We start from the raw sequence: 26,557 nt of genomic DNA, 5'->3' as shown, positions 1-26,557 counted from the left end.
AATGACAAGTTCTGTTGGCGATAGCCGTTTTAGCGGTGCTTTATTGGGCCGCAACGGCGATTATTTGCTGGGCTGGGCCTTGGATAATCGCAATCCGGATGCTTTGGTCGTTATCGATGTTTGCGGAGACGGACAATGGTTAGGCACCGTCAGGGCCGGGCACCACATGCCGGTCAAACAAGCCGAGCTCCCCGATAGCGCCCAAGGCCATTTTTTCATATTCCCGGTTCCGCGCTACGTTTGGCAAGGTGTAGCGAGAATCGACGCTAGGATCAGCAACCACGATCACTGCTTGCCCGGCAGCGTGTTCACCCGCTTGGAAGCGGATAGACCGTTGCCTAGCCAGACCGATTATGTCGAAAACGACGGCAGTTTAAGGCTGTGGGGTTGGGCCTGGGATTTGATGGAGCCGCAAGCCCAACTGAGTGTGCGCGTCTACGAAGGCGACTCGCTACTGGCCGAATGCGAGGCCAAAGAACCCAGCGCCGAACCGGAAGCCGATTCCGGCAACGGCGTTGCGCACGGCTTCAGCCTGACATTGCCGTTTTCGTTGGCCGACGGCCGCGTGCACGAAGTCCGCGTGGTCACTGCCAGCGGCAAGCCGCTGGCCGGTAGTCCGTTGCGCGTGTTTTTGCCCGCCGGCGTGAAATCATGGGCGGCGGCGCTGGCATTGCCGGACGACGACCGGCGCATACTTAGCGCCATGATGGAACGTTATGTCTGGCATGTGCCGGTTTCCATGGACTTTTCCGCGTATCCGGTTTGGCGGCGCAAATTCGCCGCGGCATCGCCCGCGCACAGCGATACGATGCCGGTACTAGTCGCGGTGATTGGCGCCGGCGATATTTCGGTGACTATCGACAGCTTACTGTCGCAAACCCACAGTAACTGGGAGGCTTGGGTGCTAAGCGCCCCAGCCCGGCAACCGGCCAAGGACGCCCGCATCCTATATGTCGATGCCGGCCAATGGCTGCAACGAATCAAACAAGGTCCGAACCACTTCGCAGGAATTTTAAGTTTCGTAGAAGCGGGAGATGTGTTATTGGACGATGCGCTAGCGGAGTTGGCGCGACCATTCGCCGAACAGCAGGTGAACGTTGTTTATAGCGACTGTGAATACCTCGGCTCTGACGGCAGGATCATGCCCTGGTTCAAACCGGATTGGGATCCGGATTTGTTTCTTGCCGCGACCCCGTTGCATTATCTGTTCGGCGTTCGTGCGCAACTTATCGCAACGGCGAGCCAAGCCTTGCAAGACCCGAACGCTTGGCCATGGTTGGCGGTGCGGGCGGTGGGAGACGAAGTCGCTTCGATTCGGCATATTGCCAAGGTGTTGTATCGGCGTTGCGCACCACAGCAACCGGAGCATGCCCAAGCCATGCATGCCTGTGACGAGGTGCTGGCCGCCGGTATGCAACGTTTGCCCGGCGAGCATCGGCCGCCGCGTTTGTCTTGGCCGCAGCCGGCGGAATGGCCGAAAGTCACGTTGATTATCCCGACCCGGGACAAAGCCGATTTGTTGCGCCGTTGCATCGACAGCCTGGCCGGCACGGATTATCCGCATCTGGACATCATCGTCATGGATAACGACAGTGCCGAACCGCAGGCTTTGAGCTACCTTGAGCAACTTGCAAGCCGCGGCGGTGCGGTGCGGGTAGAGCCTTATCCCGGCACTTTCAATTTTTCGGCGATCAACAACCGAGGGGTGCAGCTGGCCGAGGGCGAACTGATCGGTTTGATCAACAACGACATAGAAGCGTTGGACGCGGGTTGGCTGAAAACGATGGTTACTCATTTGTTGCGGCCCGGAGTCGGCGCGGTCGGTGCCAAATTGTTGTGGCCTAACGGCATGGTGCAACACGCCGGCGTGGTGTTGGGTTTGCACGGCTTGGTCGGGCATATAGGCAACAACTGGTACCGCGATGATCCCGGCTATTTCGATTATAATCGAATTACCCGCAGCGTCAGCGCGGTGACGGGAGCTTGTTTGCTATGCCGGCGAGCCGATTATTTGGCGGTTGGCGGCTTGGACGAGACCGATTTCCCGGTCAATTTCAACGATGTGGATTTTTGTTTGAAATTACGCAGTTTGGGCAAGCGCATCGTTTGGACCCCGGATGCTACCTTGCTGCACGCCGAGTCGGCCAGCCGCGGCAAAGACAAGCAACCGGACCGGCGTAGCCGCTTAGCGCGTGAAAAAGACAAATTCATGCAAAAATGGCGGCATTGGATTATCGATGACCCATATTACAATCCTAATCTGAATTTGGAAAATTACAGCCATGCCGGATTGGCCATGCCGCCGCGCGGTCGCGCGTTGGCCGAATCGGATTATCCCGCTCTACGCGAAAACCAACAGCAAACACGAACGGACGAATGAAAATTCTCTTTATACATCAAAACTTTCCGGCTCAATTCCGCCATATAGTGGATTATTTGGTTAAAGTCGGCGGCCACGAGGTTTTGGCCTTGAAACAACCCCCTAATCGAGTCCAGATAGAGGGTGTCGGCGTGGCGGCATACCGGTTTCAGCACGAGCCGCAAGCGGACATTCATCCATTGCTGCAAGATACGGAAGCCAAAGTGTTACGGGGAGAAGCGGTGGCGGACGCATTGGTCCGCATTAAAGAGAAGGGCTATAAGCCGGACGTGATCGTCGTTCATCCGGGTTGGGGCGAAGCCTTGTTCATCAAAGACGTTTGGCCGGACGTCAAATTAATTTGTTATTTCGAATACTTTTACAACACCGTGGGTCAGGAATATAACTTCGACCCTGAATTCGAAAAATCCGATATCGAAGCCTTGGCCAAACTAAGGATGAAAAAAACCGCGATGCTGCAAGCCCTGGACGTGGCCGACGCCGGATGGGCGCCCACCAAATGGCAACAAAAAACCTTTCCGAAATGGGCGCAAAGCAAAATCCAAGTACTGCACGAAGGCATAGATACCGAATACTTCAAACCCAATCCCAAGGCCAAGTTTCGTATCGACAACAAAAACATTACCCTGACCCGCAAAGACGAGGTGATCACCTATGCCGCCCGCTCGCTGGAGCCGGTGCGCGGATTCCATACCTTCATGCGCGCCTTGCCGGAATTGATGGCGCAACGGCCGAACGCGCACGTGATCATCATGGGTAAGGAACAAGCTTCTTACGGTGCGGAGCCGGAAGGTTTCGATACCTGGCAGGACATGATGCTGGACGAGGTCGGGGTTTATCTGGATCCGGGCCGGGTGCATTTGGTCGGTTTTTTGAATAAAGACCAGTACCGCGAAGTGTTGCAAGTCTCCAAAGCCCACGTGTATCTGACGTATCCGTTCATCTTGTCGTGGTCGCTGTTGGAGGCCATGGCGTGCGGTGCGCCTATCGTAGCCTCGGCGACCGCGCCGGTTAAAGAGTTCATCCGGCAAGGGAAAACCGGCAGTTTGTTCGAATTTTTCGACGGCGACGGCTTGGTTAACGCGGTTATCAAACAGTTGGACGCCAAGCCGGCGCAATCCGGTAAAGTCACTCAAGCGGCCCGCGAATTGGTGGTTAACGAATTCAACCAAATCGAGTGCGTCAAGCGCTTGCTGGTCTTGATCGAGGCCACCCTCAATAAATAACGGCAGCTCAGGTCAGCGCTCGGATAGCCAGGCGTTGACCGCTTCCAAATCATTGCGGCCCAATAGCCCGGCCGCCAGTTTCAATTGCAGGCTGTTCAACAGGTAATCGTATTTGGCTTGTTCGTAATCACGGCGGATGCGAGCCAGATTGCGTTTGGCCGTCAACAACTCCGCTACCGAGCGGGTGCCGATTTCCAAACCTTTTTCGGTGGCGGCTACGCTGATTTCGCCGGATTGGCGAGCGGTGGCCAATGCCTGTAGCCGGCCGATGGCGGTTTGAACGGCTTCGAATGCGTCTTGGGTTTGCCGCTCGGCAGCCCGGCGTTGTTTATCGACATGTTTTAACGCGGCTTGGTACTGGAATTCGGCTTGCCGGACTTTGGAATCCACCATGCCGCCGAGATAAATCGGTACGTTCAGTTGCAGGCCGACCGTTTGCGAGTTGGAAATCAAGCCTTGCGGTCGGTCGGTGTCGGTGGTGCCGACGTTGCCGACCAAGTCCAAAGTCGGCAAATGGCCGGCGAATTGTACTTCCACGGTTTTTCTGGCCGCTTCGGCATGATGGCCGGCGGCTATCAAGGATAAGTTGTTTTGCGCGGCCCATTGCAACCAGTCGGCGGCATTGTTCGGTTCAGGCGTCACCGGTTGCCAATCCTGGCGTAACGGCGTCAGCGCCGAAACCGGCGCGCCGAGGATTTCCGTCAATTCGTTGCGGGCCGCTTTCAGTTTTCGTTCCGCTTCCAAGGCCTCGGCTAGCGCCTGGTCGAACCCGGCTTGCGCGTCTTGTACTTCCGGCAAGGCGCCGGCGCCCACCGCCAGGCGGCGTTGCATTTCCTGCAATTGCTTGGCTAGCGACAGTTGCTCGGCCTGGGCGTAAGTATGGGCGTTTTGCGCCAGCAACACGCCGAAATAGGCTTTTGCGCTGCGCAGCAGCAAGTTTTGTTGCTCGGCGACGAATTCCGCCTCGGCTTCGGCAATCTGGTTGTCGGCTTGGCTGAGTTGCAGCCAGTAATCGTGGTGGTAGATGGGTTGCGACAATTTAAGCGACACATGGCTGTCCCAAAAATATTGCAAGCCCAGTTGCTGGCGGCTGAAGGTGTTGGTGGTATCGTAGCGGTTGGCGTTGACGCTGCCTACCACGGATAGGGACGGCAGCAAGCGTGCCAGACTTTGCGGCTTGACTTCCAACAAGGCATTGCGATTCGCTTCCGCTTCCTGCAAGGTCGGATCGTTTTGCAAGGCCAGATCGTAAATTTGTAGCACATTCAGCGCAGTGGCGTGCGCCGCAGACACTAGCGACACGTATAGCACCAGCGCCACGCTTAACGGCTTGAATGGCGACTGCATGGTTACAGTTGCGGCATTTCGATTTGGCAACTGATACCGGCCGGAATCCGGCCGGCGGCGTTCTCCGCTTGCAGGCGCACGCCCAGCGTGCCGCTGGCGGCATCCAATACCGGGTCGATGACGCCGACGCGGGCCGTAAATTCCGCTGTTTCGCCGGCGTGCGGGAATACCTTGAATACCTCGCCCGTTTTGATTTTGCCCAAGGCCGCCGCCGGCAACACCACTTCGATGAACACAGGGTCGATTTTGGCCAGTTTCAAAATCGGCAGCCGGTCGTTGATTTGCGCGACTTCGCCGGGATGGTGGGAGCGTTCCAGGACGACGCCGTCGAACGGGCTCTTCAAGGTTTTCAAGCGGATCAGTTCCTCGTATTCGCGCACTTCCAATTCGGCGATTCTGTTGTTGTCGCGCGCGGCAATCAAATCGGCGGCGGCTTGTCTCTGGCTGCTTTCCGACTCGTCGACCGCGTTGGCCGATACGTATTGATCCTTATACAGCTCGCGGTCGCGCTCGAATTTTTTGCCGGAAAACTCTACCCGGCTTTGCGCGGCGAGTTGCGCCCCACGCGTCGTGGATTTGAATTTGGCTTGAGCGAAGCGGGCGCGTTCCACGCCGCTGTCCAGCGTCACCAACACTTGGCCTTGTTTGACCAGGTCGCCGCGATCGACTGCAATCGCTTCTATCAGTCCGTCCACTGACGCGCGAACTTCGACGATTTGGCTGGGTTCGATCAAGCATTCCACCGGTTTAGCTGCCGATACCGCGCTGAAAACCGCACAAATGCCGGCTGCCACCGGCTGCAGGGCCGCGGTTAAACGAAATTTCAAGCGCCCTCCTTGCCGGCAAAAGCCAGCATTGTATCGATTTGCCGATCGGATACCAGGGTTTGTTCGCGAATGCGAGCATTGCGCCGTTCGGCCCGCGACTGAGCGAAATGAGTCAGCAGCCTGACCCAGGCCGGCTTGATCAAGCCCAATGCCAACAGCGGACTCAAGCCGGCCGGCAGATATTGCTCGAACAAATCGTCATCCATCGCCACAATGGCCTGGGCGCTGCCGGGATCGCCCTGGCGGCCGGCGCGGCCGTAAAGTTGCCGGTCGATGCGGCTGGATTCCGCGTAGGCGGTCAATATGACGTGCAGGCCGCCCAGGTCGCCGACGCCTGACCCCAACTTGATGTCGGTACCGCGTCCCGCCATGTTGGTGGCGACCATCAGACTGCCGGCTTGGCCGGCAGCGGCGACGGTTTCGGCTTCTTCAGCGTCCTGGCGGGCGTTGAGCACTTTGTGCGGCAAGCCGGCTTCGCTCAAGAGTTGCGACAGGATCTCCGACGCTTCCACCGAGACCGTGCCGATCAATACCGGCCGGCCGCGTTCGCAGACTTGGAAGCGGGCGGCTTCCACTACCGCCCGCCACTTTTCGGTTTGGTTGCGATACAGGCGCGGCGGATACAACAGCCGTTGTACCGGCCGATGGGTGGGTATTTTCGAGGTTTTCAAGCCGTAGACCGACCAAAATTCCGCCTGCACCTCTTTGCCGGTGCCGGTCATGCCGGATAGGTGCAAATAGCGGCAGAAATAGCGCTGGTAGGTGATGCGCGACAAGGTGATTTTTTGCGGGCTCAAGGGGCAGTGTTCCTTGACTTCTATCAATTGATGCAAGCCGTACTCCCAGCTGCGGTCCGGCATCAGCCGGCCGGTATATTCGTCTATGATCTGCACCTTGTCGTCCTTAACCAGATAGTGGCGGTCTTTTTGATACAGATGCAGCGCGGTTAAGGCTTGATTGACCAAGTCCAGCCAAACCGATTCCAGCGGCGCCGGCAGGCCGGACGCTTCCCGCTGCAGTTTGGCTTTGGCGCTGCCGGCCGGTTTCAAATAGCTGCTGCGAGTCTTGCTATTCAACCAATAATCGTCGTCCTGTTGCAGCGTTTGCGCGACTGCAATCGCCGCCTGAAAAGCTTCTTCGCCGACGTAGCCTTTGCCGGGCCCCGAGATGATCAAAGGGGTACGGGCTTCGTCTATCAACACGCTATCGGCTTCGTCGACGATGGCAAAGCACAAGCCGCGCATCAGTAGCTTGGATGCCGGGGTGTCGCCGCGCAACCAGCGCAGAAAATTCAGGCGGCTGACGCTAAGCCATTCCTTTAACTGCAAGCGGTCGCGCAGATAATCGAAGCCCAAATCCTTGTTGGTGCAATAGGTAATGTCGGCCGCATAGGCTTGGCGTTTTTGATCGTTGGACAATTCGCTGTTGACCACTCCGACCGACAATCCCAGCGCGTTGTACAAAGGTTGCATTTCTTCGGCGTCGCGCGCCGCCAGATAATCGTTGACCGTTACCACGTGCACCGGCGCGCCGCTCAAGGCCGCGGTGGCCGCTGCCAAGGTGGCGGTCAGGGTTTTGCCTTCGCCGGTGGACATTTCGGCGATATGGCCGCGGATCAAGGCGAACGCACCTTGTAACTGCACCCCGTAATGGCGTTTGCCCATGACCCGGCGCGAGGTTTCGCGGATCAGCGCAAAGGATTCGACCACCAAGTCCCAAGCGAAGCCGCTGCGCCGCAAGCGGCGGCCGATTTGCGCCACCGCTTGTTGCAAGGCGGCCTCGTCCAGGGCCTCGAGGCGTTCGCTCCAGGCATCCACCGCAGCCACGAAGCGCTCCGGCGTGCGGTCGCGCGGACCGAGATTGAATAAATGACGGGCCGCCAGATTGCGCAAACGCCGGTCTATTGCGAATTCTTGCGGATCGGCTTTTTCCGGGTAGGGGCCGTTGGCGTAACGTTGCGGCAAGCGGTTGAGGGTGGCGGTCATCGCTTACACCGCCAGCCTGGATAAAAAGGTTTGTCTGATTCGGCGCCAGATTTGGCTGGCCAAAGGTTGCGCAGGATGCTCGAAACGTACGTGGGCGCGGGTGCCGTAAGGCAATACCGGGGTATCGGCGGCATCTAACTGCTGCGGGCGGATCAGGCTGAGGTCGAATTGAAACAAGCGGTTTATGGCCTTGGTCGGGCTTTTTTCGCGCGGGTCCAGTTCTTGTTGGCCGCCGCCTTCGGTCGCCAAGGCCGGACTGGGCAGCTCGGTATCGGCGGCAGGCACTTCGCGCAGCAAACGGGCCTGCAACACCTGCTCGGGGCGTTCGGCCAAGCGTACCTGAATCGCTTCCGTTTGATGCCGCACTAAGGCAATATCGGCTTGCGGTACGACGATGCGGACGATGTCGCGGGAGGGATCGACTACAAAGCCGATCAAATCGCCCTGGTGCAAAAAGCGGCCGGGCAGGTCCGGGCCGCGCTCCAGAAAAAACCGGCCGCTGCTGCGGCTGCGCAAGATCAAATCCGCCGCGCGTTGTTGTGCCCTGGCCAAGTCGGCTTGCGCTTGCAGTAGGGCGTGCCGGGTAATCTCCGCCTGATTGCGGTCTTGCCGCCATTCGGATAGGCGTTGCGCTTCTATGCCGGCAATCTTGGCCCGGTACACCTCGATTTGCGCCGCAAGGTCCGGGTCCTCGCTAATCACCAGAACGTCGCCCGGCTGCACCCATTGCCCCGGTGCGGCGACGATGGTGCGCACGAAACCGGGCGCGCCGGCTCTGACCTGGGCTTGCGGCGGTAACCATACCACCCCTTCGAACTGGGTACGCATCGGCATGGGCAACAATCCAACCGCTATGCATAATGCCGTCAGCGTTCCCAGGCTGACTAAAACCGCGCGTCGTCGGTGCGGGGCGAGCGTAGGATGGCCTAGCAAATAATTGCCGGCTTTATACGTCGGCAACAGCAGCAGCGAATAGGCGTAAAACAGGCCGAGCAGGGCGCCTAGCAGTAGATAGCGTTCGGCGATATACATGGCGATGCCCAGCATGACCGACAAGCGGTATAGGTAAGACAGCGGCGCGTACCACAAGAACCAGCGCTGCTCGCCGGGTGTGGCGTCGAAGCGCTCCGGTTTATGCACGCCGAAGGCGTAGCGGTTGATCAGAAAATACCAGTATTGCGGGCCGCGCCCGGCCAAGTTGGGAATTTCGCACCAGTCGGCCAGCATGTAATAGCCGTCGTAGCGCATTAGCGGATTGCCGTTAAAAATCAAGGTCGACACGCTGGCGATTAGCATGACGTTGTACAGAATGGAACGCAGCAAGCCGGGCTCCAGCAAGGTCCAAAGCAGCATGGCGCCGCTGGCGACCGCCAACTCGACCATCATGCCGGCTGCGCCGACCAGCACCCGTTGCCATTTATCCCGAAAACCGGCGGATGCGCTGGCGTCCACGTAAGGCACGATCATGCCCATCAAACTCATTAAACCCATTTCGTGCACCGCGCCGCCGTGGACGCGGGTGGCGTAAGCGTGACCCAGCTCGTGCAGTACCTTGACCAGCGGAAAGGTCAGCCACAGCGCGGCCAGATTGTGGGCCGAAAAAATTTGGTCGGCGAGGTTGCCGGTCAGTTCCTGCCAATGCTGCGCGGCCAGTGCGACCCCGAAGCTTACCCAAACCAGCCATAAGACCAAGCCCATCGTGCTGAAGCAGGGACGAACCAGCGGCAGGGTAGCTTGCAAAAATGCGTCCGGGTCCAGTAGCGGCACCCGCATCGACAGCGGATTGCGCAGATTTTTCCACAGCAGGCTGCGGGATTGTTTGTCCAGCCGGCTCAATAATTCGGCACTGTCCGGTGCCACGTCGCAGACCAATAAGTCGTTGGCGTGCAATTGCCCTAACAGTTGAATCACTTCGGTTTGTCCCGGCGCCTGGTCGCCCGCCAGTTCGACCGCGCGTTGCCAGATTAGGTCCAGCGTGCGCTTACCGTCCATGGCATGGATCAAACCGAATGCGGCCGGCGTCAAGCGGTGAGAACGGGCGTTGCGGGCATCGACCAGCACGTACCAGGGATGGCCGCGATAGCGGTGCTTTTGCACATCCACATGGTCGGCCAGCCGTGGTTTCAACTGAGCTACGCGGTGCCAGGAGGCGTCTAAAAATCGGGACATATCAGGGCAGCCAAGTCCAAAGGCCGATGCGCAGCCAGTCGAACAAGCGCCGGGTCCAGATGTGCCACAGGCTGGCTTCGCCCACGCCGATTTTGCCGATGCCTTCCATGCCGGGCCGCAGCAAGGGCTTGTCGCCGATGATTTCGGCTTCCACCCGAAAATAATTGATGCCTTCTTCGGCCGCCGCTACCGGGGTGACCTGTTTAACCGTGAACGGCAGTGGTTCGGCGCTCAGGCCGGCCAGCGTCATTCGACCGGATTGATCGGGGCGGACCAGGCTGATGTCGCGTTCGTCGACTTTCAAAATGATACGGTAGGCGTTTAGCGGCGTGATCTCGAACAACACGTCGCCTTGGTTGACCGGCGCGCCCAATTTTTGACTCAAATCGCCGGATACGACGATGCCGTCAAACGGGGCTTTGATTTCTGCGCGCGCCAGTTTTTCGTCGACCAAGGCCAGTTGTGCTTGCGCTTGCTGCAGCTCGGCGCCGAGCACTGCGGCGGCCGGGCGGTCGTGTTTCGCCAGCGCATCGCGGTATTTACGCTGATGCTGTGCGACTTCGCTAGTCAAACGCTGTTGTTCCAGCAACAAATCTTTATCGTCCAGGGCCGCTACGACCTGGCCGGCGCGCACGCTGTCGCCGGCACGCACCTCGGCTCGGGCCACGTAACCGTCGAACGGCGCCACCGCGGCGCGCTGAATCAGGCCTTCGATCACGGTTTTGGCGGTAATGCGAAAATCCGCCTGCACCCAGAACAGAGCCGCCAGCAACAAGGCGGCGGCGAACGTCGCCAGCTTATACACCGGATGCTCGTTACCCAGCAGGCCGTCTTTAACCGCTTGCCAGCGCTTTTGAAACTTGCCGCCCAGCCAGCGTTCGTGCAGATGCTTTTGTTGCAATAGCGCGGCCAGGCCGCTGCCCAGCAATTCGCCCAATAGCTGCTCGTCGGCGCCGGGCTGCCGGCCGGGTTCGAATTCGAAGGTCAGCACCCCGACGATGCGGCCGGGAATGCGAATCAAAAACGAGGCCACGGCGTGGCCGCCTTCGGCTTGCGCCAGTTGCAGGTGGTCGCTGACGATCAGCCGGCCGGATGGCGCCGGCGCCGGGCCGTCGCCGCCAGGCAAGACGATGGTTTGGTTTTGGTCGTAGGCTTCCTCCATGGCCCGCGCCAAGCGCTGCACCGATTCATGCGCTTGGCGGAAATGGGCGCTGTGCGAAATGGCTTTGACCTGCATTTGCCCGTTTTCCAGCCAGCCGATGCTGACCCGGCGCAATTTCAGGCGAGCCGTCAGATCGTTGACCAAGGCAAACAAGGCCTCCTGAAAGCTGGGCATTTCGGCGGTCATCAGCATCAGATCGGACAGGAAAGCGGCTTGTTCGGCGGTCAAAGTGCTTTGCCGGTAACCGTCACGCCAGAAATATTGAGTCAGCCAGGCCAGGCCCCAGGTCATTAAGTGGTTGGCGCGGGCGAACTGCGGGGCATCGTCGTTCAGCAAACGGATCACGGCAATTCCGTACAATGCGTCTTCGATTTGGATGGGCACTGCCAGCAAACTGTTTATCTTGGCCGACGGGCCTTTGCCGGCTATCCGCATTTCCAGACTTTGCCGTTGTTTTAAAGCGGATTGCGCCAAGCTCAGCAGGCCGGTTAAATCGGCTGGTTGCGCGGGCCACGCGGCGATGGGCAGCGACAATTTATCGCCTTCGGTTTTCAGCGTGACGATGCCGCAGTCGAAAGCTTCCAGGTGTTTGGCCAGCCACTGCAGCCAGGCCGAGCACAACTCCGGCAGCGGCGTGGCTTGGCTGGAGAGGGTGCTGAATTCTTGGGCCAAGCTGGCTTGTTGCATGCCCAAGCGGCCGGGGCCGACGTAAAAATCGGCTTTAAGCTGTTTGGGTGCGTTGGCTGCGGCCTGACGCGGGTCGGGTTTAGGCGTTGCTGCAGGCCGGGTTGGCGGTGAGGGATTTTGCATGCCGGACATTTTAGCGCTTGCTCGGCGGGTTTGATATGCCGCGCAAGATTGCTCGGACAGCGTCAGATTTTTTGCGCGATCAGGTAGGCATGCAGTTCCGGCACTTGCTCGTACTCCAAGTGTTTGCATGCGCAGCCCAAATTGATCAGTAGCGACAGGAAGCCGTTCGTCCCTAACGAAGAATAATAAACTTCCGGTCCCATGGCGTTATCCTTATGTTCGCCCGGCTCGGTGGTTCCGCCGAAGGAGAAGATCAGCACGCCGTTTTTATTCAAGCCGTCGACGATTTTGGTCAGCACCTCAACCTGCCGGGTCAGCGGGATATGCCAAATGCTGTCCCAGGCGGTGATAAAGTCGTAGCGTTTGGGGAAAATCCACTCGCAAATGTCTTGCTGGTGAAATTGCAGGCGAGGATGTTTTTGCTTGGCTAGTCTGATCATTTCGTCCGAAACATCGAGGCCTTCAGCTGCAAACCCATTATTCGATAATAGGTCGATTAACCTTCCGCTGCAGCCGCAGCCGATGTCCAATGCATGGCCGCGTTTGTGAGCGAATGCTATTGCTTTTTGGTGCTGGGCGATGCCGTTGCTGCGGTCGAACGCCGGGCTTTCCCATAAGTGGGTGATGCTATTGTAAGCCCGGCCGATTTCCAGCGGTGTCATGGCATTCCTTAAGATCTAACGGCTGCCGTAGGATAGTGGCCGAGCTATAACACGCCACGCTCTATTTCTTGCAGGTAGATGAAATGCGGCGCTTTTACCCCGGCCTTTTTCCGGATTTCCACCAGTTCGGGAGATTCGAAGAAGCGTCGGGCGTTTTCCAGCGAAGTCCACTCGGAAAAGTGGACGATATTATTTCCGTCCTCGTCGTAACGCAGTAACTGGTAACGGATTTCGCCGGCATTTTTGCGAATGTCCGCCGCCTGATCGAAAACGGCTTTCCATGCCGGATAAGATTCGACTTCGTGAATGATTAATACGTGTTGCATGGTGTCCCTCCGATTAATTAATAGACGGCAGATCCGGATAACTTAAGTTGGTGTAACTTTTGCTCCAATATTCCCGACAAAATCGCCAAACGCTTTTTCGCTATTTTTTACTTGCCGGATAAGCGAGCCGAATAGTGATAACAACCCATTGAGGATTGATGTTATGCAGCAACCGCAACCCGCTGAACAAGCCCTGTTTCCGTTGAATACGCCACTGTTCCCAAAATGCATCATACAGCTGCAGATATTCGAACCGCGCTATCTGAATATGATATCGGCGTGTCTGCGAAGCGGAGCGAGTTTTACCGTGTGCTTGCTACGGGAGGGATTTGAAAAACTGGAGGTGCTTGGCAATGCCGAATCACCCGCGCAACCGGTACCGATTTGTTATTCACTGGGTACCAGCGCCAGAATAATCGACTTCGGCCAAATGCCCAATGGCTTGTTATCTATTTCCTTACAAGGCGAACAACGCCAACGTTTGCGGCGAATTCGCCAACAAGCCGACGGACTGTGGCTTGGCCAAACCGACGATTTAGCGGAAATCAACGCCTGTCAGGGCGAAATTCCACCCATTTGGACGGCGGTGTTAAAAAGTTTAGGTAACAGTGGAATACTCGCTCATGCCGAAGCGGAGCTGCTTAGCGACCCGGAACTTGCGATGAACTATATTGCCATGTACGCACCGTTGCCAGCCTTTTTGAAGCAATCGTTGCTGGAACTGGATGATCTACAAATCCGTTGGCGGCGTTTGCGAGATTTTACCGCTCAAAATTTAACGCAGGTTTAGTGATCGATATTCGGTGTCCGAATTAACTCGGAGGATAGGTTGAAGGCCGTAGCATCTATCGTTACGTCGTTTCTCCGATTACGCTTCGCTAATCGGAGCTTGTATTATCCAACCGGACGAAGAATGGCTACGGCGGCGCATGCGCTGTTGCTACTGGGCAGATATATGCTCCTGCAATATCTGCATTCGCGCCATCCTTGGCGCTTAAACAATGGCGATGGCCGCGCACCAAGATTAGCCATCTGGTCAGTCTGGGCGTCAGCCTAAAAGAAGCGATCAAAACCGGCGTGAGCTCGAAATGGCCTTACGCCATGTCGCGGACGCCGATTACGCAAATGGCGATGAAGAACACGAGTGGTTAAAAGCGCAGGGCTTGGTATCGATCAAAGATCAGTGGGTTCGTTTTCATTACCCTGTTTCAACCGCTTGAGTAGGGACCCGCATGCTAGATGGTGTGGGGAGGGTGAGAGAGAAACTCGCCCTTACCCGATTAGGCAACTTACTTTATTTGAATATTTATAACGCCTACAGTAGAACGTTCCATTTTGTCATTGGAATTCTCAACTTTTGTCGAGATGGACTTAACGCTAGATTCTTCAACGGGAGTCTCTTTACCAGACATTGTAAATACCTTGAATTGTCCGTCTTGAGTTTGTACGGCGTAATACTCGCTCTGATTGTCTGGTAGGCGCACCAATAGAAATGGAGCAGGTGGTCCGCTTGGATAACAACCTACAGGCGGTAGCAACCAGCACGTAACGTGGTAAATAGTTTGGCCTAGATCTTGGTAAAACTGACCATTTTCGTCGGTCGTAACGTTAAACCGCCTATCTTTATGCCCGAAGTCGCCTGGCGAATTCATGACTAAATCTAGCCCGCCTAACCCATAAGTGGCGGGCAAAATGAATTGTATTTCTTTGCCAGATATCGGCTGATCAGATGATGAGGTGAGCCTACCAGACACAGCCAAATTTCCAATTCCGCTTCCTGGGGCAGCACAGCCCTCAATTAATAGGCCAAGTATCGGTGCAAAAATAAAAAGAACTCTATTCATGCTTTCGCCTAACGTAGAGCTAAGCCGACCGCTGGAGCGTAGCGGAAGCGGGTCGGCTTGAGCGCCGGGTTAGGCAGGCACGGCACGCTAACTCTCCATTGAGATGCCATCAATTTTGCCTGCACCATCAAAATGCACCGAAACGACGTAATCCGTGACCTCGTCTGGAAGTGTGAAGTCAAAAAACTCAATGTCATCTTCACCCCAAGACGAGCGAAGTTGGAGCAAGCCAATTACAGCCGTTGGTTTTGGGGTACTGGAGCCAAGATGTTGCTGCCAATAACTTTGTGGAAGCTCCTCCAAATGGTGCCCAACAAACAAATTAACGCTGTCCTCACCTGCCTCGGTACCGAACGCGTGCTTGATGGCATCCAGTGCCAACTTTTGCCGTTTTTCAACTTCGATTGTCATAATGGTCTCTCTTTGCCTGCATAACTAGCTATTAGATAGTTCCGTATATCTACCGGAAAACGAGGTCACTAAATATAAGTTATTGATAAACATAAAATATTACGCCTGTATATCACGGGGAGCAATTGAAAATGCCCGGTAAACATCCATTTACTGTCGTTAAATCATTCTAAACGATAATCCGCTACGGCTCGATTTCGAAAAACTCACCAATTCCAATCGTCGTAAGCGCTTCCTATCGCTATCGTTTCGAAGCTGGCTGTGGTGCCCGATTGGAGCGGAGGTGGTGTTTCAACCGCTCAAACCAAGCCGCACCCGGTTCCCGATACGCTTGCCTGCTTGCTCGTCCCGGACTGGACACAACCTTATGCCGGCAATAAGCTAGGCCTTTTCGATCAATTCGGAGGCAAGCCATGGAAAACTGTTATCGCAGCACACCCAAATTAGTCGGCGCTTTTTTCGATCTGTTATATCAGCATCCCAGCATGCTGATGGCATCGGTTGCCGGCTTGAGCATCTTGGCCGCCGCTTGGTGGTACAAATCCGGTAACAAGCCGGGATGACTGCCGTTAAGCGGCCCGTATCTCAGTAAACGCTTCTAAGGCCCGGGACGCGGGCGAAAGCTGAATTCCCCGGCGTTTGCGGCCTTAGCGTCGGATCCGCGGGGGGCCCCACCGGATTATTTCAAGCCGTACACCTTTAGCTGGCTGCAGACTTTGAGTTGATTGTCCGGTACGCTGCAATTGTCGACGTCGCCTACCCGGTAAATCATCACGTACACTCGGCCGTTGACGACGACCGGCGGAATCATCCTGGACATTTTGCCCAAGCCGCCGTGGGTGTCGTCGCCGGTGCGGAATAAGCGGCGCAGTTTGTTGCCGGGCAGGATGGTGGTGGCGTCGTAAGCGACCAGCTGGCCTTCGCCGAAATCTTTGTTGGCATCGCCGTATTTGGGGTATACCGCCCACAGCAGGGCGGTACCGAAGTCTATGGCATGCGGAAATGCGGAACTGGTCGAAGGCCTGCCGGACACCATCAGCAAGCCGCCCGGCATGCCGCCAGGCGATTCCACGTCTACCGAAGCCATGTCGTCGCCCTCGGCGCGAAAGGTCGGCAACGCACCGTCTACCGTAGAAAAGTTATAGGTTTTCAAGCGGGAGTTTTCGCCCCACACGTAGACGATGCCGCCTAGCTGGTCGCGTTGCGCCAGGGCCAAGGCGTGAATGTGGTGCATTTTGTTGTTTTCCGGATCGCCGCACGGTACGAACCAGCCGTGGTCGCTGTTGCCGGCCGCAGGGCACGGCAAGCTGCGGTTGAGACGCTGCGCCCTGTCCCAATTTTGCGCTTGATCGCCGCCGTAATAGGCAGCGACCAACGGCGGCTTGGACATCAGTTGATTGAATTTATCGCTTTTGCCCAAATTGAATTTGTCCAACGAATAAATGATGCCGTCTTTGGTGCCCTGCAGCAGCAGACTGGAGCCGGGCACCAACATCGGCCCGGCGGCGCCGAAGTCCCAATCCGCCCCGGCCGCGCCGTGGGCGGCGCGGCCGCAGGACACTTCCGAGTTGTTGTCGTTCCATAAACAGCCTGCACCGCTGGTACGTTCGTCCATGAAAGCCTTGTAATAATCCACCAATTGCAATACCGGCCGGGAGCCGCCGCTACCGGGTACGAAACGCAATTTGAGCATGCTCTCGGCCAAGTCTTCGCCGCCGTTGTTGGAGGTGCCGTTAGAGGTTGCGGCGTAAATCATGTCGCCTTCGGTAACCGGCGCACCGCCGGCATGCCAGATTCCGGCGCCCCAGGAATTGAAGCGGGTGGCGCAAAACATGGCGGGCTGGTTGGAAAATCCCGGCTGTGCTAACAAGCCGCGCGTATCGTAGGCCAGCACGAAGCCGTGCGGATTTTTCCGCCCGCCCAAATTGGATTCGGCATTGGCGGCAAAGGCCAGTACCAGTCCGTGGTTGTCGGTCAAGGCCAAGCCGGCGCGCAATTTGGGATAAACGTATTGTTTCTTCTGACCGTTTTCCATATAAGTGGCGTCGGCGTCGTTAAACCAACAGCCGTTGCCTTCCTGCGACTGTCCCCAAATTCGCACCGGTTCTGCCTTGCGGCTGCCGTCCAGCGGATTCAGCGCGTACAGCCAGTAATCGCGAAAGCGGTTGTCGTGGGTGTTTTTTCGCTGCCAAGCCGCAACGAACAAGGTATTGGTAGCCGGATCGATAATAGGCGTCGCCGATATGCCCCAAGTGGGGGTGTGTTTCCACATGTCCATGTCTTGCGAACTGACTTCCGGACCGAGTTTGACGTTGTACACCGTGGCATTGGTACGGCCGTTGATGCCGATCACCTCGTTTTTCATGGTGGTGACGACGACCAAATCGTCGCCGCCGGCGGCATTTTCCAGCACTAACGGCTGAGTTTCCACTTTAGCGTTGAAATCGTAGGTTCTGAGCAAACCGAAGCGCTCCGGGTTCACGTTGCTTTTATTCAACAAAAACTCTTGGTTGTTGGCCGCGGTGCGAAACTGATTACCTGCGCGTTCGGTAATGCTTACAGCGTGTGCATTGGCCATCATCCCTGCAAAAACCGCCGTCCATAAACTCAATCGTAGGTAGTGCATGGCAAACTCCGGTAGCGGAAAGGGTCGGCTGAGCCTAGAGGGTAACATTGCCGTTTGTCAAGACATATTCCGTGCTGCCCGGCCGGCATCTTGAACTATAGTTTCAGCAATCTTGTTTCCCGCAATAAGCTTATGAAACCGTGGTTGCATACCTTGCTGCTTTGCCTGTGGCTTTATCCGCATTATTGCATCTGCGCCGAAACGGATGAAGTGCAGGTGTTAATCGACGTGTCCGGCAGCATGAAGCAGAACGATCCCAACAATTTGCGGGTGGACGCGGCGGAATTACTGATTGATTTGTTGCCGGACAGCACCAAAGTGTCCTTGTGGCTGTTTGCGGAAGACGTCAAGTTGCTCAGCCATACCGACGCGCTGGATAGCGACTGGCGCAAAACAGCGCTGAAGTCGTTAAAAGCCATTCATTCGCGCGGTGCCTTCACCAACATAGAACGCGCGCTCGAAACCGCTACGGGGCAAGGGTTTGGCGGCACCGGCAACAAAAACCTGATTCTGTTGACCGACGGCATGGTGGATATTTCCAAAGATATCATGGTCAGTGCCGATTCCAGGGAACGCATCTTGAGCGAAGGATTACCCCGATTGATACAACGCGGCATCAAAATCAATACCATCGCTTTGTCCGACCAAGCCGATAAACCATTGCTGCACAGTTTGGCTTACGACAGCGGCGGTTGGAACGAAATCGCCGTCACCGCCGACCAATTGCAACGCGCGTTTTTGAAAATGGCGCAAAAAGCGGCTCCGCGCGACACCGTTCCCTTAACCGACAACCGCTTTACTATCGACGGCAGCATTCGGGAGTTCTCGGTGTTGGTGTTCAAGCAAGCCGGCGCTAATCCCACCCGCTTAATCGACCCGGACCGGCAAAGCATAGATTCCGAATCCAAACGGCCCAATGTCGCGTGGCTGGCAAACCCGTCATACGATTTGATTACCGTTAAGCAACCGGCGCTGGGCAGTTGGCAGATTCAAGCGGCTATCGATCCCGACAATCAGGTGATGATTCTGACCGATTTACAATTGGTGCTCGAAGGACCGGGCAATTTCGTGTCCGAATCGGAAGCTGTCCCGTTAACGCTAAGTTTTACCGAACAAGGGCAACTGATTAGCCGAGCCGATTTTTTACAACTGATTTCCCTGTCCGTCGCCGTGGACGAGCAGGCGGCCGCGCCCATCCCCGCTTCGGCAGGGCAAGCGGGATTTTTTAGTCATCAAATACCCGGACTATCCCGAGGCAAACATCGCTTGCACATCGTCGCCGACGGCAAAACCTTTCAACGTGAATTGAATCGAGACATTGAAGCGGTTGCCCAAGTCGTTCGCCTGGAAAAATCCGTAAACGTCGACAAGCGCCAAGTCGGCTTGACGTTTCAACCCGACATCGCGGTGCTTGACGTGGCGGCAATGAGCATTACCGCGCACGTTCAAAAAGGCGAAGAAGCCGCACAAAGCCAAGTAGTGACGGCACAAAACGGCATATGGCAGATGCAAATCGAGCATGTTCCCGCAGACGTGCCACTGCACATACGCTTTGACGTCACCGCAAAAACCCTGGACGGAAACGCTATCAGCCCTACCTTGCCGGCGATTACGATAGATGAAAGCTGGTTCGCATCCGCCAGCCCGGCCAGCGTCGCTACCGACGAGAAAGTAACGCCGCCATCACCCGAAACGCAAACCGAACCGGAATCCGTACCCGCGCCGCCGATGGAGGCGGCGGAAGCAACCACGAATTGGGCAATGGTTATCGGCATTGTAACGTTCGCTAATTTACTATTGTTCGGGATTGGATACGCCGTTTACCGTGCGCTGAACAAGTCCAATCTGAAAAAACAGCAGCAACTTTTGGAGAAGCTGACGTGATGACCGCTGACGCCGCATTGATAGTCTTAATGGTGGAATTACTGGCCGGCGTAGTGCTTTTAGCCGGGATTCTGTTTTTTATGTCGCGAAAAAAACAAAACCGGGAAATCGAAGCGATCGATAAATTCATCAGCAAATTCGATGAACAAATGTTTCTGAAAAATCAGCCTTTAGAGCAACTGTTAACCGACAATTGCGGGCTGGACAAACAATCGATCGACAATGTGTTGCACGAGGTTTCCGAATCGGAACGGGCGCTGCTGCACAGCGTGATTCAATTTTTCCTGCATCGGGAAATGGCCTTGCTCTCCCAGATCGACCGAAAAATCGGCCAATTGTCCGCACCTTACCAACGTTTGCTGACCGACGTTGCCGCCGGTAAAACCACGCACAGCGTAACCAAAGCCCCACCGGGGCTGGAACGAATCAACGAGCAATTAGTGTTGCAGTTGGACACTGCAATGAAAACCATAGACGAAATCAGCGCGGAATATGCGCGGGTATTTGCAGGTCACCAAAGCCAACTGGAATTGGAAAACAGTAGTAAAAAAATGCTGCAGATATTTCAATCCACAATCGATGCGGCCAAGCATCATTCCAAGCAGTGAGGCGCCGGGATGAATTTGCTATGGCTGATTGGTTCGTTGACGACGGCATCGGTTGTCATCTTGATTACCGGCGTATTGCTTCTGATCTGGCGAAACAAAAACCAACGCCACCGGGATTTCGAACGGCTGCTGGACGACATTAAAAACCGCCAAACCATGCGCGGCAATCTTTTGGCCCGCCGTCTGGCGGATAAACTCAACGTCGATAAAACCGATGCCCTGGGGCTAAGCGAACAACTGATCACCGCCGAAAAATTGTTTTTGCAACAATTTATCGACCAACAAATGCAACAAAAGCCGATAGAACAGTTCTACGAACAACTTTGCGAGCTGTTAGACAGCTATCTGGCCGTCACTTGCCCTAAATGCCATGCCTCGAACAGCGCGCCCAGCTCCCACGACGCCACGCCTTTAACCGAAACTACCGGCAGCGAACCCGCGCATTCCGAAAATGCCGCTAACCCGGATGAACCATCCTGGGGCGACGTTTTTGACTGACCGCCGGTCACGGCGTAAGCAGCTCCGGCCCCATTCGCTCACTCTTCAACATCCGCACACCCACTCCCTACCCTAGAAACGTGAAACGTTACGCAGCCCTTTAACTAACGGGCCAAAAAAGCGGTCACCCGCTCACAGATAAATCCGGGGATTTTGATAAATTTTCACTCGAAATTTTAATTAACTCAGCAAGTTGGTTCGGTTGGTTTGCTTGCTGAGGTTTTCGCTGTTCAAGGTGACCGAGATGAAAACAAATACAATACTGCTTGCCTTAGCGTTGGCTATGGCATTTCCTACCAGCGTGAGTGCCAATCTGTTTAAAGAACAACACCACACGATCTATCACGTAGCAAAAAACAAAACGCTACTCCAAGTAACTAATCAACTGGCTAACCGTAGCGGGATTTCGTTCGAAATCAATGCCGACGTCGAGCAAGATTTGATTAACCGAAAACTTGCTGCCGCCAACTGGACGGAAGCTTTAAATCAACTGTTGGAAGGTTATAACTTTTCGGTTGAAAGCTTAAACGACAAAATTACGACGGTGGTTATCAGCGGCCGTAACGGCAGCGGCAATATCGCCGCGGATAGCGCGATCGAAAAGGCCAAGTTGATAGTGGTGCAACCCGAATCGAATGCCAATTTGCCGGAACAATATCGGCACTTCAATCAAGGCTCGGTCATGAACGTTGCTTTACCCATGGATGAATTACGGGATGTGGCCTCCGGCGACGACTTCGTATTGGACCTGCCGATAGGTCAATATACCGTCCGCCACGACAGCCAAATCGAACACGAAGACGGCAGCTCGACCTGGATGGGTTATCTGGGAGACGAGGGTAAAGGTTACAGAATTTATCTGTCAGAAGGCGACGCCGGGGTGATTGGAAACGTTTATACCCCGGACGGAGCTTACAACATAGAAACCGTCAACGGCCAAACCGTCATTGTGGACGTTAGTCAATCGGGCTTGGCAAACGCCGGCTTGGAACACGATGAAGTAGAGCCGATACCCGGTCAGCCGGCAACGATGAACAACCCGCTCTTGAGCATGAACAGCGAACTCGACAATCTGCAGATCGCAGCGGAACAAGCCAAAGCAAATGCCGAAACTTTGGCCTCCCAAGCGGAAACCCTATTGGCCGACTATCAGCAAGCCATCGCCGACGGCGTAGCGATTAAATCCGAAATTGCCAATTTAAAGTCCGAATTGCGGACGACAAAAGCCCAACTAACGGCAGTGCGCAAAGCGCTGGCAACCGCTAAAACCGATACTCAGTTAGGCGCGCAGCTTGCCCAATTCACTCAACAACTGAAACAAATTAAAAATGAATTACGCGCCAGCAGCAAAGCCCTGCGTACAACGCTAAAAGCAATCAAACTTGCCAAAGCCGGCTATAAGAAAAAACTCGCGCTGGCCAAAGCGGCACAAGCCAACGCGCTACAAGCGCAAGCAAGCTACGAAGCGCAAAAATCCGGCTCCAATGATACGGTCGCCAACAATTCTTCAGACAAGGTTATCGTCGATCTGATGGTGTTGTACACCACGGAAAATCAAACCGCCGACTACGCCAAACAACGTATCCAATATCTGGTAGACGTATCCAACCAAGCGTATCAGGATTCAGGCATCAACATGCGCTTACGACTGGTGCACACTCAGAAAACGCACTATTCGGAGGCTAGCGCGAATGCCACCGCCTTGTTCGATTTAGCGAACGACAACGGCGCGTTTGCGGGCACCGCCGCGCTACGCAATCAATACGGAGCGGATTTGGTCGTGTTGTTTCGCCCCTTACACGCCGCAACGGCCGGCAGCTGCGGCACTACTTACGTAGGCTTTGCCAACGGCGGCGACGCTCAAGCAAACACCGGTTTCGGAACGATAGGCGATGGTTATTCAAAAGACGAAGACGATAGCTTTTTCTGCGGTTCCAATACGTTTACCCACGAACTAGGCCATAGTTTCGGAACGGTTCACGACCGCGAATACAGCAGCTTTGCCGGAAAATTCGATTACTCCTACGCATGGGGTGTGGATGAAAGCTTCGGTACAATTATGAGTTATAAAGGCCCGGCGCTGATGTTGTTTGCGACGCCTGACTTAAGCAGCGAATGCGCCGGCGCTCCTTGCGGTTTTGCGGAAGGCGATGCCAATGCCTCGGATCAAGCCAAAACCATCAATTACACCGCACCTTTGGTTGCGGCCTATCGTCCGACTACCGTCAGCGTTCCGGTCATCGAATAAAAACCGGCGTAATCGTCTCCGGGAGCCTAAGCGTCTCCCGGATCATCGACGGCAAATACATGCGCTGCCCACTCCGTTTGCAACACAGCCCCCACTACTCAGCCGCCAAATATTGCCCCGGCCCTAACGGCTCTTCGTATCGGATGCCCTCCGGGAAATAAGCGTCCGTATTCGCAGCGATTTCCCGGGCAGCCAGAAATTGTGCGTAATAATTTCTGGACGCGAAACCGAAGGCCGGCCCATCGTAGTAGCGGACGATACGGGCGAAATCTTTACCCATATTGGATTGAGCCCGTTTCATTCCGCCGATACCGTGATTGTAGGAAGTGACCGCACTGGGCCAATCGCCTAATTTGCCGTAGGCATAACTCAGGTAGCGCGTCGCTCCGACGGCAGAGATAAAAGGGTCCAAGCGCTGATCGACCCGATTGTTGCCCGGCATAAAAGTCTGTGCAGCCGCTTTGGTGAATTGCCACATGCCTACCGCCCCCGCCGACGAACGTGCGGCCGGCTGAAACGAGGATTCCACGTGAGGCAACAAAGCCAATTCCTCCGGTAATCCGGCATCGCGGAAAATCTTTCTGAACTGTAAATTGTAACGTCCGCTGATTTCCATGCCCCGTTTGAAGCGCTCGCGCGTACCGCGTTGCGCCCTAACCCGGTCACCGGCCCCGGCCAACACGGTATTTACCGACAATCCGGCGCGTTCGAATTTATCGATCAACATTCTATCCTGCGGGGTTAATGGCGCGTTGTAACGGAGCTTGCTTTCCAACCCTGCGAGCTGACCCTTCCAATAATCCCGGCGCTCGGACATTAGACGCTTTTGTTCCGCGGTCAAGCCTTCGCCGACATAACCCGGCAGCGTCATCACTTCATACACGACATTCATATAGCGGTCGTCGTGATACGCCACTTCCGAACGCTGCCACACCGCGTAAGTCTTACGCCAAAAATCTACGGCAGGCTCCAATTCCGCCGGTTTGGGGAATTGCCCCGAATAACTCATCGCCGACACTACCTTAGGCGGCGGATTAGCGTTACGGGTATAAGTTCGATAAGACGTTGAATTATCCCGCTTTAACGCAGTCGTCTTAGGCGAACAACCACTTGCTAGGATCAAACAAACGGGCAGGGTTACAAAAGCAAAATGGAATCGATTCATCGTTTTATCGCGGGGTGGACAGCATGGACGAAAAACAACTGCGCGGTCGATTTGTGACGCAATCGCCAAGTTTTTCAAGGAATAATAGCGCTAATTTAAAGATTACGTGAATAGCAAATTTGAAGTGGATCAAATTTCTTGGGAGGCTGTTTTATAACGAGGCGCTTGAAATAAAAAGCCGCCCCCCGTCGAACAAGCATCTGTAAAAGGAGGAAATCAGCCGGGCCCAGTGTATTGTAGCCGTACCTGCTTACAACGCGGTCAAATTGCCGAAACGCGGCCGCCTCTATTGCTTTAGGTCGCAGTCGTTTGTTTGAAAGGTAAAAGCCTCGCGGCATCGGTTTGGTATTTTAAAACATGCTGTTTTTCACGCTCGGTAAAATCGGCAATCAATCTGGCAAACCGTGGATCCTTGATCCAATGGGCGGATTGGGTAAGTATCGGTTCGAAACCTCGGGCAATCTTGTGTTCGCCTTGCGCGCCCGAATCGAATCTCTGCAAGCCCTGTTGAATGCAAAATTCCAGCCCTTGGTAATAACAGGCTTCGAAATGCAAAACGTCGTATTCTTCGCGGCATCCCCAAAAGCGTCCGTACAGACAATCCGACCCGACAAAAAATAAGGCTGCACCGACGTAAGCGGCGTCTTTAACTGCGAATACCAATATGCAGCTCTCCGCCATCTCTTTGGCGATTTGTCGAAAAAAGCTTTCGGACAAATAAGGCTCGCGCCGCCGTTTGTAGTAGGTCATCGAATAAAACTGAAATGCCACATGCCATTGCTCCGGAGTAGCCTCCGTCCCGGCTATTTGCAACATATCGATGCCTTGTTCGGTTACCCGCCGGCGTTCTTTCTTAATCATTTTGCGTTTGCTTGCATTGAGCGCCTGCAAATAATCGTCGAAATCTTTATATCCCCGATTAAACCACTGAAACTGTACATCATGGCGAACGATCAATTGCATCTCCCGCAACATGCCCAACTGTACCGCGTCGGGAAACAAACAATGCCAAGAGGAAATAGCCTGAGCGCGAACGTGGTCTAACACTAAATTCCAAATCAAACGCGCATCGACTTCGGGCGCAATCAACAACCGCGGCCCCAGACAAGGCGTGAACGGAATCGCGGTCAACCATTTGGGGTAATATTCCAAACCGTATCGTTCATGCGCCAGCGCCCATTGCTGGTCGAACACGTATTCACCCCAGGAATGCTGCTTCTGGTACATAGGCAACGCGGCAATCAGACTTTCCCCTTGCAGCACCAACAAATGCCTTGCCTGCCAACCGGTAGCAAGGCTGGCCGCACCGCTACGCTCTAAAGCCGATAAATATTCGTGGCGAAGGAAGGGATAAGCGTCGACCAATAAACGATTCCAGTCCTGTGCCGCCACTTGGGCCAGACTGGCGATAACTTTTACTTGCATCGGCATTCGCGCTACAGTCAAAACTTCACCATAGCACCGATTGTCCGCCATGACGACTGAAAAACCCTTCTCGCAAGCCTGCGAAAACAACAAACAAGCGATATTGGAAATTTTGCAAACGGTCTTCGTAAAGCCGACGACGATTTGGGAAATCGGCAGCGGGACCGGCCAGCACGCCTGCTATTTTGCCGCCAACCTTCCGCACCTGTTCTGGCAAGCGACCGATCGCCGGGACAATTTGCCCGGCATTCGGCTATGGCAAGCGGACGCAAAGCTAGCGAATCTTGGACAACCGCTATCGCTGGACGTCAACGATGAAGCTTGGCCGGCCGAACGAATAGAAGCCGTGTTTACCGCCAATACCCTGCACATCATGAGCCAAGCGGAAGTCGAAACCTTGTTCCTGCGTTTGAACGTCTACCTATCCGAACAGGCGATTCTCTGTATTTACGGTCCCTTCAACTATGCCGGGAATTACACCAGCGCCAGCAATGCCCGCTTCGATGCGTGGCTCAAAGAGCGCAACCCTTTAAGCTGCATCAAACATTTCGAACACATCGCCGGACTAGCGGCGCAAATCGGCATGACGCTTACAGCCGACCATGCCATGCCGGCTAACAACCGCTTATTGGTTTTTCAACGCCGAACGGATTCTCAACCGACTAGCCTAAATTAGTCCCAAAGCCAACCGCCGCCAACCCAATAAGAGGGAGGCGTTTCATCTTGAATTACCATCCCGCTGTAGACCTGAACAATAGACCGTCTGCCTTTCCCGTGAGACCGGCGACTGTCAGGAGCAAAACGTCTCGCTACTTGTCTAATTGCGCTTAACAAACAGTAGCGCCAAATCAGGCTAGACCGGGGCCGACGAAAATAACCATAAACAAAAGTTAACTTTTGTTAAATTTTGGTTATCATCCAGCAATACGGCAAGAGATTGCCCCCCATCACTAC

The 26,557-nt window shown here is 55.2% G+C and carries 22 protein-coding genes; 10 read left to right on the top strand and 12 right to left on the bottom strand.

Annotated elements, in window-relative coordinates; genetic code table 11:
* The first annotated feature begins 1 nt into the window (after position 1).
* Together F1E05_RS18240 and F1E05_RS18235 are read left to right on the top strand one after the other, a co-directional pair.
* The gene (locus tag F1E05_RS18240; protein ID WP_150051006.1) at positions 2 to 2,380 is read left to right on the top strand and encodes a glycosyltransferase family 2 protein; all 2,379 of its coding nucleotides are present in this window, start codon (positions 2 to 4) and stop codon (positions 2,378 to 2,380) included.
* Positions 2,377 to 3,606 carry a glycosyltransferase family 4 protein gene (locus tag F1E05_RS18235; protein WP_150051004.1) on the top strand — a complete coding sequence of 410 codons (1,230 nt, stop codon included), beginning with the start codon at positions 2,377 to 2,379 and terminating at the stop codon, positions 3,604 to 3,606. Before F1E05_RS18240 ends, F1E05_RS18235 begins: the two co-directional genes overlap by 4 nt.
* Before the next feature lie 12 nt (positions 3,607 to 3,618).
* On the opposite strand, the gene F1E05_RS18230 is transcribed toward F1E05_RS18235, so the two are convergent.
* The 7 genes from F1E05_RS18230 to F1E05_RS18200 are packed head-to-tail and all read right to left on the bottom strand — an operon-like array spanning position 3,619 to position 12,894.
* Entirely contained in the window at positions 3,619 to 4,953 is a 1,335-nt protein-coding gene (locus F1E05_RS18230) for a TolC family outer membrane protein (protein ID WP_150051002.1), read from the bottom strand.
* A gap of 2 nt (positions 4,954 to 4,955) precedes the next feature.
* Complete coding sequence (locus F1E05_RS18225) at positions 4,956 to 5,780, bottom strand: efflux RND transporter periplasmic adaptor subunit (RefSeq protein WP_190303193.1); 825 nt, start codon at positions 5,778 to 5,780, stop codon at positions 4,956 to 4,958.
* Positions 5,777 to 7,765, bottom strand: a complete 1,989-nt coding sequence (locus F1E05_RS18220; protein WP_150050998.1) for a preprotein translocase subunit SecA — start codon at positions 7,763 to 7,765, stop codon at positions 5,777 to 5,779. Before F1E05_RS18220 ends, F1E05_RS18225 begins: the two co-directional genes overlap by 4 nt.
* Before the next feature lie 3 nt (positions 7,766 to 7,768).
* A complete protein-coding gene (locus F1E05_RS18215) occupies positions 7,769 to 9,934 on the bottom strand; it encodes a hypothetical protein (protein WP_150050996.1) in 2,166 nt (721 codons plus the stop codon).
* A 1-nt stretch (position 9,935) separates the two neighbouring features.
* Positions 9,936 to 11,915 (bottom strand): efflux RND transporter periplasmic adaptor subunit, encoded by a 1,980-nt coding sequence (locus F1E05_RS18210; protein ID WP_190303192.1) that lies wholly within the window; start codon positions 11,913 to 11,915, stop codon positions 9,936 to 9,938.
* A gap of 53 nt (positions 11,916 to 11,968) precedes the next feature.
* Positions 11,969 to 12,568 (bottom strand): class I SAM-dependent methyltransferase, encoded by a 600-nt coding sequence (locus tag F1E05_RS18205; RefSeq protein WP_150050992.1) that lies wholly within the window; start codon positions 12,566 to 12,568, stop codon positions 11,969 to 11,971.
* Between the two features lie 44 nt (positions 12,569 to 12,612).
* Positions 12,613 to 12,894 (bottom strand): antibiotic biosynthesis monooxygenase, encoded by a 282-nt coding sequence (locus tag F1E05_RS18200; RefSeq protein WP_150050990.1) that lies wholly within the window; start codon positions 12,892 to 12,894, stop codon positions 12,613 to 12,615.
* A gap of 163 nt (positions 12,895 to 13,057) precedes the next feature.
* Here F1E05_RS18200 and F1E05_RS18195 point away from each other — a divergent pair, with 163 nt between their 5' ends.
* Together F1E05_RS18195 and F1E05_RS20350 are read left to right on the top strand one after the other, a co-directional pair.
* A complete protein-coding gene (locus F1E05_RS18195; RefSeq protein WP_150050988.1) occupies positions 13,058 to 13,684 on the top strand; it encodes an LON peptidase substrate-binding domain-containing protein in 627 nt (208 codons plus the stop codon).
* A 197-nt stretch (positions 13,685 to 13,881) separates the two neighbouring features.
* Positions 13,882 to 14,046 carry a hypothetical protein gene (locus F1E05_RS20350; protein WP_190303191.1) on the top strand — a complete coding sequence of 55 codons (165 nt, stop codon included), beginning with the start codon at positions 13,882 to 13,884 and terminating at the stop codon, positions 14,044 to 14,046.
* Between the two features lie 137 nt (positions 14,047 to 14,183).
* Here F1E05_RS20350 and F1E05_RS18190 read toward each other — a convergent pair whose 3' ends face one another.
* Both F1E05_RS18190 and F1E05_RS18185 read right to left on the bottom strand, forming a co-directional pair.
* Positions 14,184 to 14,738: a hypothetical protein gene (locus tag F1E05_RS18190; protein WP_150050986.1), complete on the bottom strand. Its 555-nt coding sequence runs from the start codon at positions 14,736 to 14,738 to the stop codon at positions 14,184 to 14,186.
* Positions 14,739 to 14,825: 87 nt separating this feature from the next.
* A complete protein-coding gene (locus F1E05_RS18185; RefSeq protein ID WP_150050984.1) occupies positions 14,826 to 15,149 on the bottom strand; it encodes a DUF2004 domain-containing protein in 324 nt (107 codons plus the stop codon).
* A gap of 413 nt (positions 15,150 to 15,562) precedes the next feature.
* On the opposite strand from F1E05_RS18185, the gene F1E05_RS20345 reads away from it, so the two are divergent.
* The gene (locus F1E05_RS20345) at positions 15,563 to 15,712 is read left to right on the top strand and encodes a hypothetical protein (RefSeq protein WP_190303190.1); all 150 of its coding nucleotides are present in this window, start codon (positions 15,563 to 15,565) and stop codon (positions 15,710 to 15,712) included.
* A 116-nt stretch (positions 15,713 to 15,828) separates the two neighbouring features.
* On the opposite strand, the gene F1E05_RS18180 is transcribed toward F1E05_RS20345, so the two are convergent.
* Positions 15,829 to 17,775, bottom strand: a complete 1,947-nt coding sequence (locus F1E05_RS18180; protein ID WP_232056703.1) for a hypothetical protein — start codon at positions 17,773 to 17,775, stop codon at positions 15,829 to 15,831.
* A 132-nt stretch (positions 17,776 to 17,907) separates the two neighbouring features.
* Here F1E05_RS18180 and F1E05_RS18175 point away from each other — a divergent pair, with 132 nt between their 5' ends.
* The 4 genes from F1E05_RS18175 to F1E05_RS18160 all read left to right on the top strand — a co-directional run bounded on the left by F1E05_RS18175 (position 17,908) and on the right by F1E05_RS18160 (position 23,013).
* Positions 17,908 to 19,659, top strand: coding sequence for a VWA domain-containing protein (locus tag F1E05_RS18175; RefSeq protein WP_150050982.1), 1,752 nt, complete (start codon positions 17,908 to 17,910; stop codon positions 19,657 to 19,659).
* A complete protein-coding gene (locus F1E05_RS18170; protein WP_150050980.1) occupies positions 19,656 to 20,267 on the top strand; it encodes a hypothetical protein in 612 nt (203 codons plus the stop codon). The genes F1E05_RS18175 and F1E05_RS18170 overlap by 4 nt, the downstream gene beginning before the upstream one ends.
* Positions 20,268 to 20,276: 9 nt before the next feature.
* Positions 20,277 to 20,765 (top strand): hypothetical protein, encoded by a 489-nt coding sequence (locus F1E05_RS18165; RefSeq protein WP_150050978.1) that lies wholly within the window; start codon positions 20,277 to 20,279, stop codon positions 20,763 to 20,765.
* A 244-nt stretch (positions 20,766 to 21,009) separates the two neighbouring features.
* On the top strand, positions 21,010 to 23,013 hold the full coding sequence (locus F1E05_RS18160; protein ID WP_150050976.1) for a reprolysin-like metallopeptidase: 2,004 nt from the start codon (positions 21,010 to 21,012) through the stop codon (positions 23,011 to 23,013).
* Positions 23,014 to 23,107: 94 nt separating this feature from the next.
* Here F1E05_RS18160 and F1E05_RS18155 read toward each other — a convergent pair whose 3' ends face one another.
* Positions 23,108 to 24,022 carry a lytic transglycosylase domain-containing protein gene (locus F1E05_RS18155; RefSeq protein WP_232056702.1) on the bottom strand — a complete coding sequence of 305 codons (915 nt, stop codon included), beginning with the start codon at positions 24,020 to 24,022 and terminating at the stop codon, positions 23,108 to 23,110.
* 450 nt (positions 24,023 to 24,472) lie between these two features.
* On the bottom strand, positions 24,473 to 25,603 hold the full coding sequence (locus F1E05_RS18150) for a GNAT family N-acetyltransferase (RefSeq protein WP_150050972.1): 1,131 nt from the start codon (positions 25,601 to 25,603) through the stop codon (positions 24,473 to 24,475).
* A 49-nt stretch (positions 25,604 to 25,652) separates the two neighbouring features.
* On the opposite strand from F1E05_RS18150, the gene F1E05_RS18145 reads away from it, so the two are divergent.
* Positions 25,653 to 26,279: a DUF938 domain-containing protein gene (locus tag F1E05_RS18145; protein ID WP_150050970.1), complete on the top strand. Its 627-nt coding sequence runs from the start codon at positions 25,653 to 25,655 to the stop codon at positions 26,277 to 26,279.
* Positions 26,280 to 26,557 lie beyond the last annotated feature (278 nt).

The organism is Methylomonas rhizoryzae, assembly GCF_008632455.1.
GTDB lineage: Bacteria > Pseudomonadota > Gammaproteobacteria > Methylococcales > Methylomonadaceae > Methylomonas > Methylomonas rhizoryzae.
The sequence above is the reverse complement of the archived record's forward strand: the minus strand, read 5'-3'. Positions and strand labels throughout refer to the sequence as shown.

Excerpts from the sequence above, each read along its gene's own strand:
- F1E05_RS18240 (WP_150051006.1), top strand. The coding sequence starts at position 2 with ATGACAAGTTCTGTTGGCGATAGCCGTTTTAGCGGTGCTTTATTGGGC.
- F1E05_RS18235 (WP_150051004.1), top strand. The coding sequence starts at position 2,377 with ATGAAAATTCTCTTTATACATCAAAACTTTCCGGCTCAATTCCGCCAT.
- F1E05_RS18230 (WP_150051002.1), bottom strand. The coding sequence starts at position 4,953 with ATGCAGTCGCCATTCAAGCCGTTAAGCGTGGCGCTGGTGCTATACGTG.
- F1E05_RS18220 (WP_150050998.1), bottom strand. The coding sequence starts at position 7,765 with ATGACCGCCACCCTCAACCGCTTGCCGCAACGTTACGCCAACGGCCCC.
- F1E05_RS18215 (WP_150050996.1), bottom strand. The coding sequence starts at position 9,934 with ATGTCCCGATTTTTAGACGCCTCCTGGCACCGCGTAGCTCAGTTGAAA.
- F1E05_RS18210 (WP_190303192.1), bottom strand. The coding sequence starts at position 11,915 with ATGTCCGGCATGCAAAATCCCTCACCGCCAACCCGGCCTGCAGCAACG.
- F1E05_RS18205 (WP_150050992.1), bottom strand. The coding sequence starts at position 12,568 with ATGACACCGCTGGAAATCGGCCGGGCTTACAATAGCATCACCCACTTA.
- F1E05_RS18200 (WP_150050990.1), bottom strand. The coding sequence starts at position 12,894 with ATGCAACACGTATTAATCATTCACGAAGTCGAATCTTATCCGGCATGG.
- F1E05_RS18195 (WP_150050988.1), top strand. The coding sequence starts at position 13,058 with ATGCAGCAACCGCAACCCGCTGAACAAGCCCTGTTTCCGTTGAATACG.
- F1E05_RS18190 (WP_150050986.1), bottom strand. The coding sequence starts at position 14,738 with ATGAATAGAGTTCTTTTTATTTTTGCACCGATACTTGGCCTATTAATT.
- F1E05_RS18185 (WP_150050984.1), bottom strand. The coding sequence starts at position 15,149 with ATGACAATCGAAGTTGAAAAACGGCAAAAGTTGGCACTGGATGCCATC.
- F1E05_RS20345 (WP_190303190.1), top strand. The coding sequence starts at position 15,563 with ATGGAAAACTGTTATCGCAGCACACCCAAATTAGTCGGCGCTTTTTTC.
- F1E05_RS18180 (WP_232056703.1), bottom strand. The coding sequence starts at position 17,775 with ATGCACTACCTACGATTGAGTTTATGGACGGCGGTTTTTGCAGGGATG.
- F1E05_RS18175 (WP_150050982.1), top strand. The coding sequence starts at position 17,908 with ATGAAACCGTGGTTGCATACCTTGCTGCTTTGCCTGTGGCTTTATCCG.
- F1E05_RS18165 (WP_150050978.1), top strand. The coding sequence starts at position 20,277 with ATGAATTTGCTATGGCTGATTGGTTCGTTGACGACGGCATCGGTTGTC.
- F1E05_RS18160 (WP_150050976.1), top strand. The coding sequence starts at position 21,010 with ATGAAAACAAATACAATACTGCTTGCCTTAGCGTTGGCTATGGCATTT.
- F1E05_RS18155 (WP_232056702.1), bottom strand. The coding sequence starts at position 24,022 with ATGAGTTATTCGGGGCAATTCCCCAAACCGGCGGAATTGGAGCCTGCC.
- F1E05_RS18150 (WP_150050972.1), bottom strand. The coding sequence starts at position 25,603 with ATGCAAGTAAAAGTTATCGCCAGTCTGGCCCAAGTGGCGGCACAGGAC.
- F1E05_RS18145 (WP_150050970.1), top strand. The coding sequence starts at position 25,653 with ATGACGACTGAAAAACCCTTCTCGCAAGCCTGCGAAAACAACAAACAA.